11 protein-coding genes are annotated in these 11,475 nt (G+C 74.0%); 4 read left to right on the plus strand and 7 right to left on the minus strand.

Going from position 1 to position 11,475, the window contains the following annotated elements:
• Positions 1–220: 220 nt before the first annotated feature.
• Positions 221–1,423, plus strand: coding sequence for an amino acid deaminase/aldolase (locus tag IE318_RS08290; RefSeq protein WP_189898113.1), 1,203 nt, complete (start codon positions 221–223; stop codon positions 1,421–1,423).
• A gap of 30 nt (positions 1,424–1,453) precedes the next feature.
• Here IE318_RS08290 and IE318_RS08295 read toward each other — a convergent pair whose 3' ends face one another.
• Genes IE318_RS08295 through IE318_RS08310 form a run of 4 tightly spaced genes read right to left on the minus strand, consistent with a single transcriptional unit; the run spans position 1,454 to position 6,042 of the window.
• Positions 1,454–2,395, minus strand: coding sequence for a DUF2510 domain-containing protein (locus IE318_RS08295; protein ID WP_189898187.1), 942 nt, complete (start codon positions 2,393–2,395; stop codon positions 1,454–1,456).
• 49 nt (positions 2,396–2,444) lie between these two features.
• On the minus strand, positions 2,445–3,245 hold the full coding sequence (locus IE318_RS08300) for a 3-oxoacyl-ACP reductase (protein ID WP_030179519.1): 801 nt from the start codon (positions 3,243–3,245) through the stop codon (positions 2,445–2,447).
• Positions 3,242–4,624, minus strand: a complete 1,383-nt coding sequence (locus IE318_RS08305; protein WP_189898115.1) for an aldehyde dehydrogenase family protein — start codon at positions 4,622–4,624, stop codon at positions 3,242–3,244. Before IE318_RS08305 ends, IE318_RS08300 begins: the two co-directional genes overlap by 4 nt.
• 53 nt (positions 4,625–4,677) lie before the next feature.
• On the minus strand, positions 4,678–6,042 hold the full coding sequence (locus tag IE318_RS08310; protein ID WP_189898117.1) for a glutamine synthetase family protein: 1,365 nt from the start codon (positions 6,040–6,042) through the stop codon (positions 4,678–4,680).
• An 88-nt stretch (positions 6,043–6,130) separates the two neighbouring features.
• Here IE318_RS08310 and IE318_RS08315 point away from each other — a divergent pair, with 88 nt between their 5' ends.
• Together IE318_RS08315 and IE318_RS08320 are read left to right on the plus strand one after the other, a co-directional pair.
• Entirely contained in the window at positions 6,131–6,868 is a 738-nt protein-coding gene (locus IE318_RS08315) for a FadR/GntR family transcriptional regulator (RefSeq protein WP_030179527.1), read from the plus strand.
• A gap of 69 nt (positions 6,869–6,937) precedes the next feature.
• The gene (locus tag IE318_RS08320; RefSeq protein WP_189898119.1) at positions 6,938–7,633 is read left to right on the plus strand and encodes a gamma-glutamyl-gamma-aminobutyrate hydrolase family protein; all 696 of its coding nucleotides are present in this window, start codon (positions 6,938–6,940) and stop codon (positions 7,631–7,633) included.
• A 23-nt stretch (positions 7,634–7,656) separates the two neighbouring features.
• Here the strand turns inward: IE318_RS08320 and IE318_RS08325 are convergent, their stop codons facing one another.
• Entirely contained in the window at positions 7,657–8,595 is a 939-nt protein-coding gene (locus tag IE318_RS08325) for a LysR family transcriptional regulator (protein ID WP_229903400.1), read from the minus strand.
• An 85-nt stretch (positions 8,596–8,680) separates the two neighbouring features.
• Between IE318_RS08325 and IE318_RS08330 the strand changes: the two genes are divergently transcribed.
• Positions 8,681–9,895: a TDT family transporter gene (locus tag IE318_RS08330; RefSeq protein WP_189898124.1), complete on the plus strand. Its 1,215-nt coding sequence runs from the start codon at positions 8,681–8,683 to the stop codon at positions 9,893–9,895.
• On the opposite strand, the gene IE318_RS08335 is transcribed toward IE318_RS08330, so the two are convergent.
• Both IE318_RS08335 and IE318_RS08340 read right to left on the minus strand, forming a co-directional pair.
• The gene (locus IE318_RS08335; protein WP_189898126.1) at positions 9,807–10,535 is read right to left on the minus strand and encodes a helical backbone metal receptor; all 729 of its coding nucleotides are present in this window, start codon (positions 10,533–10,535) and stop codon (positions 9,807–9,809) included. The genes IE318_RS08330 and IE318_RS08335 overlap by 89 nt on opposite strands.
• Positions 10,535–11,110, minus strand: a complete 576-nt coding sequence (locus tag IE318_RS08340) for a helix-turn-helix domain-containing protein (RefSeq protein ID WP_030179540.1) — start codon at positions 11,108–11,110, stop codon at positions 10,535–10,537. Before IE318_RS08340 ends, IE318_RS08335 begins: the two co-directional genes overlap by 1 nt.
• Positions 11,111–11,475 lie beyond the last annotated feature (365 nt).

Here is an 11,475-nt window from a genome sequence, read left to right on the forward strand (position 1 = left end):
CCCGCCCGGCGGCGACTCGTCGTCACCGGGCACGCATACCCGTACGAACGAAGTGCCATCCCGGCTCAAGGGCGCGGCCGGGAGCGTTCCGCCGTTCCGGCGTACGTGCGCGTCACTTTACGGGCTGATCCCATGTGGGCGGGAACCAGTCCGCGGGCCCGGGGCATCTGCCCGGAACGTCCCCCTACCCTGTGGTAATCCTCTCTGGCAGGCTTCGTTCATGACCGCGCGCGCCGCCGACCGGGCCCGTTACGACCGGGCCACCGCCCATCTCGACGCCCCCGTCGCGATCGTCGATCTGGAAGCCTTCGACGCCAACGCCGACGACCTCGTCCGCCGCGCCGCCGGCAAGCCCGTGCGGGTGGCCAGCAAGTCCGTGCGCTGCCGGGCGCTGCTCGAACGCGTCCTCGCCAGGGACGGCTTCGCGGGCGTGATGTCGTTCACCCTCGCCGAGTCGCTGTGGCTGGCCCGCTCCGGGTTCGAGGACGTCCTGCTCGCCTATCCGTCCGCCGACCGGGCCGGCTTCGCCGAACTGGCCGCCGATCCCAAGCTCGCCGCCGCCGTCACGGTGATGATCGACGACCCGGCGCAGCTCGACCTCGTCGACGCCTCGCGCGAGGGCGGACGCGAAGTCGTGCGGGTGTGCCTGGAGTTGGACACCTCGCTGAAGCTGCTCGGCGGACGGATACGCGTCGGCGCACTCCGCTCGCCGCTGCACTCCCCCGCCCAGGTCGCCGAGATGGCCCGTACGGTGGCCCGGCGGCCGGGGTTCCGGCTCGTGGGGATCATGGCGTACGAGGGCCATGTCGCGGGCGTCGGTGACGCGGTGGCCGGGCGGCCGCTGCGCTCGCGCGCGATCCGGCTGATGCAGGCGGCCGCGCGCCGGGAGCTGGCGGAGCGGCGGGCCGCGGTGGTGCGGTCGGTCCGGGCCGTGGCGCCGGAGCTGGAGTTCGTCAACGGCGGGGGCACGGGCAGTGTCCAGCACACCGCGGCGGAGGACGCCGTCACCGAGATCGCCGCGGGCTCGGGGCTGTACGTCCCGCGCCTGTTCGACAACTACACGTCCTTCCGCGGCCGTCCGGCGGCGCTCTTCGCCCAGCCGGTCGTGCGCCGCCCCGGGGTGGGGGTCGTCACGGTGCTCGGCGGCGGCTACCCGGCCTCGGGAGCGGCCGGTGCGGACCGGCTGCCGGTGCCGTATCTGCCGGAGGGGCTGCGCTACGACCCCCAGGAGGGCCCCGGCGAGGTGCAGACCCCGCTGCTCGGGTCGCCCGCCGACGACCTGCTGATCGGCGACAAGGTGTGGTTCCGGCACGCCAAGGCGGGCGAGCTGTGCGAGCGGTTCGACACGCTGCACCTGGTGGAGGGCGACCGGGTGACGGCGACCGTGCCGACGTACCGGGGCGAGGGCCTCACGTTCCTGTGAGCGCCCCCGCCGGCCGGCCGGCCCTCCGGTTCAGCCGGACGGGCCGATGCTGCTGCCGACGCCCCCGCTCGTGCCGGCGTCGCCGAGGGGCCGTATGCCCTTGGTGATCCTGTCGATGTCGGACAGGGGCGGCCCGTCCGCGCCCGCGTCGAAGACGAAGCGGACGACGACCGGCGCCTCGCTGCCCACGCTGGACGGGAAGACCAGCGACTGGACGTAGCCGCCGGAGCCCTGGGCGGTCCTGACCCGCCAGCGCACGAAGTACCCGGCGCGGCCCGCGACCGCGATCTGACCGGAGGCGACGGCCTGGTGGGAGGTGATGCCCCCGTAGAGGCGCTGTCCGGCCGCGTTCTCGTCGTACGCCAGGTCGGCCGCGTTCTCGATGTCCTGCTCCGCCAGGGCCTTGGGCGAGGTCGCGTCGGTCGCGGTCGCCGTCAGTGTCAGGACCAGGCCGTGCCGGCACAGGCCGGTGTGGGTCGGGCAGTCGTAGGTGCCGTGCGTGGTCATGACGACGTTGTTGTCCGCGACGTACTGCGGCTTCTCCCAGCCGTCGGGCACCGGCAGCGTGATGCCGTTGAGCTGGTCGACGACGACGGACGGGTCGCCGGTGGCGGTCGCCGACGGGGAAGCGGACGACGGTGACGGGGAGGTCGCGGCGGTGGCGGGGCCGGCCGCCGTGGCGGAGGCGTTCGAGGGCGCCGTCCGCGCGCCGGTGCCACCGCCGTCGTCGCGGCCGAGCACGACCGCTCCCGTGACGATCGCGGCGACCAGGACGGCCCCGGCGGTGGTCAGGGCCACCGCCTTGGCCCGGGTCGGGCCCCCGCCGACGGGCGGCGGGGGTGCGGGCGCCGGCGAGGGCTGGGGCTGGTGCGCCTCGGGGGCGCGCCGGTGGTCGGTCCAGGCCGTTCCGTCCCACCAGCGCTCCAGATGCGGGGCCGACGGATCGCGGTACCAGCCGGGCGGGGGTGTCATGCTCACCCCGGAACTGTAGGAGGACCCGCCCCGGCCCGGCCACAGGGGCCTACAGAGGAGTGACGTACGCCCCCGAGATGCCCCCGTCCACCAGGAAGTCGGTGGCGTTGACGAAGGAGGAGTCGTCGCTGGCGAGGAAGGCGACGGCGGCGGCGATCTCCTCGGCCCGGGCGAACCGCCCCAGGGGGATGTGCACGAGCCGGCGCGCGGCCCGCTCCGGGTCCTTGGCGAACAGCTCCCGCAGGAGCGGGGTGTCGACCGGTCCGGGGCACAGGGCGTTGACCCTGATGCCCTCCCGGGCGAACTGGACGCCCAGTTCCCGGGACATGGCCAGCACGCCGCCCTTGGACGCGGTGTACGAGATCTGCGAGGTGGCCGCGCCCATCCGGGCCACGAACGAGGCGGTGTTGATGATGGAGCCCCGGCGCCGGCGCCGCATGTAGGGCAGGGCGGCCTTGCAACACAGGTAGACGGAGGTGAGGTTGACCTCCTGGACCCGCTTCCACGCCTCCAGTCCGGTCTCCAGGATCGAGTCGTCGTCGGGCGGTGAGATACCGGCGTTGTTGAAGGCGACGTCGACGCTGCCATAGGTGTCGTACGCCGCCTGGAACAGCGCCTCGACCTGGTCGGGATCGGTGACGTCGACCTTGACGAAGAGCCCTCCGGTCTCCTCGGCGGCGGCCTTGCCGCGGACCTCGTCGACGTCGCCGCAGACGACGTGCGCGCCCTCGGAGGCGAGCCGGCGCGCGGAGGCGAGGCCGATGCCGCTGCCGGCTCCGGTGACGACGGCGGTACGGCCGACCAGGCGGCGGCAGACGACGGCCTCGGGGTCGGGAATGGTTGCGCTCACTGTGCCGGGCCCTCCGTGCTGATGAAGACGTTCTTGGTCTCGGTGAAGGCGGTCAGCGCGTCCGGGCCGAGTTCGCGGCCCACGCCGGACTGCTTGAAGCCGCCGAACGGGGTCCAGTAGCGGACGCTGGAGTGCGAGTTGACGGACAGGTTGCCGGCCCGCACCGCCTGGGAGACGCGCAGGGCGCGGCCGACGTCCCGGGTCCAGATGGAGCCGGAGAGCCCGTACGGGGTGTCGTTGGCGAGGCGGATCGCGTCCTGTTCGTCGGTGAAGGGCAGCAGGACGGCGACCGGGCCGAAGATCTCCTCGCGGGCCGCGTCCGAGTCGTGCCGCTCCCCGGTGAGGACGGTCGGCGGGAACCAGAAGCCCGGCCCGTCGGGTGCGCTGCCGCGCAGGGCGGGGGCGCCCTCGGGGACGTAGGACCGTACGCGGTCGAGTTGCCGGCGGGAGATCAGCGGTCCCATCTGGGTCCGCTCGTCGGCCGGGTCGCCCACGACCACGGCGGCCAGCGCCTTCGCGAGAAGCTCGCGGACCTCGTCGTACACCGGCTCCTGGACCAGGATCCTGGTGCGGGCGCAGCAGTCCTGGCCGGAGTTGTCGAGGAAGGAGAACGGGTCGACGGCTGCCTTGAGGTCGGCGTCGGCGAAGACGACGTTGGGGCTCTTGCCGCCGAGTTCGAGGGTGACGGGCTTGGTGTGCCGGGCGCAGCGTTCCATGACCTCGCGGCCGGTCCGGGTGGAGCCGGTGAACACGATCTTCGCCACGTCGGGGTGGTCGACGAGGGCGCGTCCGGCGGTGTGGCCGTGACCGGGCAGGACCTGGAAGAGGTGTTCGGGCAGGCCCGCCTCCAGGGCCAGTTCGGCCAGCCGGAGCGCGGTGAGCGGGGTGGCCTCGGCGGGCTTGAGCACGACCGCGTTGCCGGCGGCGAGGGCCGGGAAGGAGCCCCAGCCGGCGATGGGCATCGGGAAGTTCCAGGGTGCGATGACGCCGACGACCCCGAGGGGCTCGAGGAAGGTGACGTCCCAGCCGCCGGGGACCGGGATCTGCCGGCCGAGGAGGCGTTCGGCGCCGCCGGCCGCGTACAGCAGCAGGTCGCGGGCGTTGCCGGCCTCCCAGCGGGCGTTGCCGAGGAGGTGCCCGGCCTCGCGGACCTCGAGGTGGGCCAGCTCCTCGAGGTGGGCGTCGACGACGTCGGCGAAGCGGCGCAGCAGCCGTGCCCGGTCGGCGGGGGCGGTGGTGGCCCAGGCGCGCTGGGCGGCCACGGCGCGTTCGACGGCGCGGTGGACGTCGCCCGCGTCGGCGGCGGGGACGGTGGCGACCACCTCTTCGGTGGCCGGGTCGAGTACCTGGAGTTCGTGGGACTGGTCCTGGTCGGGCAAGGAGGCCTCACATGCGTTCGGGGGAACGGCTCACGCGCGGTCGGAGAAACGGCTCACATGCGTTCGAAGGAGCGGCGCAGCTCCCAGTCGGTGACGGCGGCGTCGAAGGCGTCCAGCTCGACGCGGGCCATGTTGCGGTAGTGCGCGACCACCTCGTCGCCGAAGGCGGCCTTGGCCAGGGGGCTGTTCTCCCACAGCTCGGCGGCCTCGCGCAGGGTGGTGGGAACGTGCTCGTAGTCGGCGGCGTAGGCGTTGCCCGGGCAGGGCTCGGGCAGGGGCAGCTTCTGCTCCAGGCCGTGCAGGCCCGCCGCCACCAGTGCGGCGACCGCCAGGTGGGGGTTGACGTCGCCGCCGGGCAGGCGGTTCTCGAAGCGCAGGGAGCGGCCGTGGCCGACGACACGGAGGGCGCAGGTGCGGTTGTCGTGGCCCCAGGCGACGGCGGTCGGGGCGAACGAACCCGGCTGGAACCGCTTGTAGGAGTTGATGTTCGGGGCGTAGAGGAGGGAGAAGTCCCGCAGCGCGGCGAGCTGTCCGGCGAGGAAGTGCCGCATGAGGTCGGACATGCCGTCCCCGCCGCGTGCCGCCATGGCGTTGGTGCCGTCGGCGTCGGCGAGGGAGAGGTGGATGTGGCAGGAGTTGCCCTCGCGTTCGTTGTACTTGGCCATGAAGGTGAGGGAGACGCCCTCCTGGGCGGCGATCTCCTTGGCGCCGGTCTTGTAGATCGCGTGCTGGTCGCAGGTGACGAGGGCCTCGTCGTAGCGGAAGGCGATCTCGTGCTGGCCGGGGTTGCACTCGCCCTTGGCGGACTCGACGGTGAGGCCGGCGCCCGCCATGTCGTTGCGCAGGCGGCGCAGGAGGGGCTCGATCCGGCCGGTGCCGAGGATCGAGTAGTCGACGTTGTACTGGTTGGCCGGGGTGAGCCCGCGGTAGCCGGAGTCCCAGGCCTGCTCGTAGGTGTCCTTGAAGACGATGAACTCCAGCTCGGTGCCGACCTGGGCGGTCAGGCCGTGTTCGGCGAGGCGGTCCAGCTGGCGGCGCAGGATCTGGCGGGGCGCGGCGGCGACCGGGGAGCCGTCGTTCCAGGCGAGGTCGGCGACCACCAGGGCGGTGCCCGGGTGCCAGGGGATGCGGCGCAGTGTGGACAGGTCCGGGCGCATGGCGAAGTCGCCGTAGCCGCGGTCCCAGGAGGACATGGCGTAGCCGTCGACGGTGTTCATGTCGGTGTCGACGGCGAGGAGGTAGTTGCAGCCCTCGGTGCCGTGGCGGAGGACCTCGTCGAGGAAGAACCGGGCGGCGAACCGCTTGCCCTGGAGCCGCCCCTGCATGTCGGGGAAGGCCAGGACCACCGTGTCGATCTCTCCGCATCCGACCAGGGCGTGCAGTTCCTCCACGGCGAGCGGGGGTGTGCGGTCTGCCACGGGCGAGCCTCCTTAAGGCTTCATCGACCGGCGCCGGGAGCCATAAGGTATTGCCGGGAACCATTGCCTGGGAAGGGGGCGCGACCGGATGGCGCGGGACACGGGCGCGGAAGGGCCGGGCGACCGGCTCACGGCGGTGCTGCGGCCGGTGCGGGCGGGCAACGGTTTCGAGGAGGCCCTGGAGCAGGTGCTTCAGGTGGTGCGGCTCGGCCTGGTGCCGGCCGGCGGGCGGCTGCCCGCGGAGCGGGAGCTGGCGGAGCGGCTGGGGATCAGCCGGGTGACGCTGCGCGAGGTGCTGAAGGTGCTCCAGGACCAGGGGCTGGTCCAGGCGCGGCGCGGGCGCTACGGCGGCACGTTCGTGCTGCCCCGCACGGACGCGGGCGGCGGCGACGAACTGCGGCGCCGGGTCGCCGGTGTCGACATCGAGGACGTGCTGCGCTTCCGCGAGGTGCTGGAGGTCGGCGCGGCGGGGCTGTGCGCGGCGCAGGGGCTGGCCGGGGAGCGGGCGGAGCGGCTGCGCGAGGCGCTGGAGCGCACGTACGACGCGCCGCTGGCGGACTACCGGCGGCTGGACACGCTGCTGCACCTGACGCTCGCCGAACTGTGCGGCTCGCCGAGCCTGGCCGCGCAGTACGCGGCGGTCCGGGCCACGGTGAACGACCTCCTGGACTGCATACCCCTGCTGGTGCGCAACCTGGAGCACTCGCAGCGCCAGCACATCGCGCTGGTGGAGGCGGTGCTGGAGGGGGACGCCGACGGGGCGCGGGAGATCACGCGCGAGCACTGCGCGGGCACGGCGGCGCTGCTGCGGGGCTTTCTGGCGTGACGCAGGAGTCCACAAAGGTATGGCCGAACACCTTTGCGGAGCACACCCTCACGGGCCTGGGAGGACCGTATGACCGGAGGACGACCGCTGATCGGCATCAGCACCTACCTGGAGGCCGGGACGCGCTGGGGCGTGTGGGAGCTGGACGCGGCGCTGCTGCCGGCCGGCTATCCACGGCTGGTGCAGCGGGCGGGCGGCCTCGCCGCGATGCTGCCGCCGGACGTGCCGGAGCGGGCGGCGTCGGCCGTGGCCCGGCTGGACGGACTGGTCATCGCGGGCGGCCCGGACGTCGAGCCGGTGCGCTACGGCGCCGAGCCGGACCCCCGTACGGGCCCGCCCGCCCGCGCCCGGGACGCCTGGGAACTCGCCCTGATCGAGGCCGCCCTGAGCGCGCGGGTGCCGCTGCTCGGCATCTGCCGGGGCATGCAGCTGCTGAACGTCGCCCTCGGCGGCACCCTGGTCCAGCACCTGGACGGACACGCCGAGGTCGTCGGCGTCTTCGGCGACCACCCGGTCACACCGGTCCCCGGCACCCGCTACGCCGCGGCCGTCCCGGAGGTGACGACCGTCCCGACCTACCACCACCAGGCCGTCGACCGCCTCGGCAAGGGCCTGATCGCCTCGGCCCACGCCCCGGACGGCACCGTCGAGGCCATCGAACCGCCGCCCACCGGCCACTGGGTGCTCGGCGTCCAGTGGCACCCGGAGATGGGCGAGGACCCCCGGGTGATGCGCCACCTGATCGACGCGGCCAACGCTTCCTGAAGCCCCCCGTGTGCCCGCCCCGTTCAGCCGGTTCCCGAGCGGGTCAGGGACAGCAGGTCGCGGGCCGGGCCCGCCGGGCGGTGGCCGGTGGGCCAGACGGCGCGCAGGTCGCGGCGGAGGGCCATGCCCTCCACCGGGATGGTCACCAGGCGGCGCAGGGAGAGTTCGTCGCCCACCGCCAGTTCGCTCAGGACCGCCGGTCCCGCCCCGCTCACCGCCGAGGCCTTCACCGCCGTGGTGGAGGACAGTTCGATCAGCGGGCGCGCCAGGCCGCCCAGCGCCGCGTCGAGGACCTGCCGTGTCCCGGAGCCCTTCTCCCGGAGGATCAGCGGGGTCGAGGCGAGTTCCGCCGCGTCCAGCGGGCGCCGGCGGCGGGCCCAGGGGTGCGCGGGGGCGGTCACCACGATCAGCCGGTCGTGGGCGATCACCACCGAGTCCAGTCCGGCCGGCACGGTCAGTCCCTCCACGAACCCGAGGTCCGCCTCACCCGCCAGCAGCCGCTCGGCCACCATCGCCGAGTTCCCGGCGAGCAGCGAGACCGCCGTGTCCGGCCGGTGCGCCCGCAGCGCGATCAGCCAGCCGGGCAGCAGATACTCCGCGATCGTCATGCTCGCCGCCACGCGCAGCCGCGAGTCCCGCCGGTCCCGCAGGGCCTGCGTGCCCGCGTCGAAGGCCTCCGCCGCCTCCACGACCCGCCGCGCCCAGTCCGTCACCAGCGCGCCCGCGTCCGTCAGCCGTGAGCCGCGCGGCGAGCGGTCCACCAGCGCCAGCCCCAACTGCCGCTCCATGGAGCGGATCCGGCTGCTCGCCGCCGGCTGGGTGATGCCCAGCTCCCGGGCCGCCCCGCCCAGACTGCCCAGCCGCGCCACGGCCAGCAGCAGCTCCAGCGCGCCCAGATCCGGAACCCGGTGGGCCAGCGACGCGGCCACGGACGGCCGCCCGTCTCCGTTCCCTGCGTTCACACCCGCGTTCCTCATAAAGCCAGCTTATGCCCCGATAGAGACAAACCCCCTGGTGGGGGCCCTGAGCCTGCGAAAACCTCACGTCATGGTCACCGCAGCCCATTCCCTGTCCCCCCGATCGTCGTCCCCCCGGTCGTCACCCCTCCGGTCGTCCGACCCGGCCGCGTCCCGGCCCCGCGTCCCCGCGCTCCGTCATCTCGGCCCCAACTGGTACGGCTCGGTCATGGGCACCGCCGCGGTCGGCACGGCGGGTGCCGCGCTGCCGGTCCACATCCCGGGTCTGCGCACCGCCTGCACCGCCGTCTGGGCTCTGTCCCTGGCGCTGCTGGCGGTCCTGCTGACGGCCCGAGTGCTGCACTGGCGGCACCATCGCGACCAGGCCCGCGCCCATCTGCTGGACGCGGCGGCCGCCCCGTTCCACGGCTGTCTGTCCATGGCGCTGCTGGCCGTCGGCGGCGGCGCGCTGTCCGTCGGCCGGCACTGGACCGGCACCAGCGCCGCGCTCGCCCTGAACACCGTGCTGTTCACGGCAGGGACCGTCGTCGGACTGGTGGCCGCCGTGGCGGTGCCGTACCTCATGGCCGTGCACCACCGGATCGAGCCGCGGCAGACGACGCCGGTGTGGCTGCTGCCGGTTGTCGCGCCGATGGTGTCCGCGGCCCTCGGACCCGCCCTCGTGCGCCACCTGCCGGCCGGACAGGCGCGAGAGACCCTGCTCCTGGCGTGCGTGGCGATGTTCGGACTGAGTCTGCTGGCCACGCTCGCCCTGCTGCCGCTGATCCTCGGCCGGCTGATCGTCGCGGGTCCGCTGCCGCTCGCGCTCACCCCGACGCTGTTCCTGGTCCTGGGCCCGCTCGGGCAGTCCACCACCGCCGTCGGCGCGTTCGCCGACACGGCCCCGGGCGTCGTACCAGCCCCGTACGACACCGGCTTCGCGGTGTTCGCGCTGCTCTACGGCGTTCCCGTGATGGGCTTCGCCCTGCTGTGGTTCGCCTTCGCCGCCGCGCAGGTGGTGCGCGCCGCACGGCGCGGCATGGGCTTCGCGATGACCTGGTGGTCCTTCACCTTCCCCGTCGGCACCTGCGTGACCGGTGCCTCGGCTCTCGCCCGGCACACCGACCTCGTCGCGTACGACATCCTCGCGGTCGCCCTGTACGCGGTCCTCGTCACCGCCTGGGCCGCCGCGGCCGTGCACACCGCCCGCGGACTGGTCAGCGGCTCGCTGCTCGCAGCGCCCGCGTCAGCACCCGCGGAGCCTCGGCCAGCGACGGCCCGTACCACGTCAGGTGCCGCCCGCTGACCAGCGCGCACGGCAGCCCGGGAAAGGCCTCCGGCCCGTCGCCCGCGGTGAAGCGGTACGGCTCGTCGGGCAGCACGACGACGTCCGGGGCCGCCGCCCGCAGCTCCTGAAGCGGGATGCGCGGGTAGCGCTCGGCGTGGTGGGCGTACAGCTGCTCGACGCCGAGGCGGGCGAGGACGTCACCGGCGAAGGTGTCCCGGCCCAGTACCATCCACGGCCGGCGCCAGACCGGCACGATCGCGGTCGTACGGCGCTCGGCACCTTCGCGCACCGGCGGCGCGGACCAGGCGCTCTCCGCCTCGTCCAGCCACCGCGGCCGGCCCGCCGCCCCGCAGGCCGCCAGGACCCTTGCGAGTTCCCGGAAGCCCTGCGGCACGTCCCGCACCTCGGTGACCAGCACCTCCAGGCCGGCCGCGCGCAGGGCGTCGAGGTCGGGTGCGCGGTTCTCCTCCTCGTTGGCGATCACCAGGTCGGGGGCGAGGGAGACGATCCGGTCCACGTCCGGGTTCTTGGTGCCGCCGACGCGGACCACGTCCAGATCCGCCGGACGGACGCACCACCGGGTGGCACCGACCAGGACGCCGGGCAGCGTCGCGGCGACCGCCTCGGTCAGCGAGGGCACCAGAGAGACGACCCTCATCAGCGCGTCCGGTCCTGCACCGCCTCGATGTGCTCCGCCACCGCGACCACGATCACCCGGGTGTCGGGCACGGTCGCCCGCCAGCGGTGGCGGACCCCGCCGGTCAGGTACATCGTGTCGCCGCGCGCCAGCCGGTAGGCGCGGCCCTCCGCCTCTATCTCCACCGCGCCGTCGGCGACGTACATCAGCTCGTCGTTGCGGTGCTGGAACTCGCGGCCCGCGTCGTGGTCGCCGGTGAACTCCGAGGCGTGCAGCTGATGATGACCGCGCACCAGAGAGCGCACCCGGGGTTCGGGCACCAGCTCGGGGACCTCGGTGACCTCGGCCCGTACGACGTCGACGCTGCACGCCGGGTCGGCCGCCGCCAGCAGCTCCACGGCGGTGGTGCGCAGGGCGTCGGCGACTTTCTCCAGGGAGCTCCTGCTGGGGCGGGCCCTGTCGTTCTCGACCTGGCTCAGGAAGGGCACCGACAGGCCGCTGCGCTCGGCCACGACGGCGAGCGTGAGGTCCAGCGCGCGGCGCCGCCGCCGTACGGCCGCGCCCACTCGAAGGGACTGCTCTTTGTGGTCGCCCATCGCTCCGGCTCCCTCCTTCGCTCGTCGTTCCGTTCGTCGTTCCGTCCGCCGCCGGCGGGCCCGGTCCGGTCCGGTTCCGGGTCCAGGTCCGGGCGCAGTGCTCCTGATGACTTCTCTGCACCCTACGCATGTTCGGCAAACCGTTTCACGCGGCCGTCACATCCCCGTAAGACGGGAGGGCCGTGGACCTCATGGTTCGCGCCAGCGGTTCGGCCCCGCTGCGGGGGTGCTGTGCGGCCCCCGCAGCGGATCGGCACCGGTGAGGTCTTCCGGGAGCCCACGGGCCCTCGAGCCCAGGGTAGGGGGATGGCTCTCCGTGGTTGTCCGGATTCCTACCGTGCACAGGCCGAGGGGCGGGCCCTCTC

Origin of the sequence: Streptomyces spiralis (genome assembly GCF_014654675.1) — a bacterium.
In the GTDB taxonomy this organism is placed as follows: domain Bacteria; phylum Actinomycetota; class Actinomycetes; order Streptomycetales; family Streptomycetaceae; genus Streptomyces; species Streptomyces spiralis.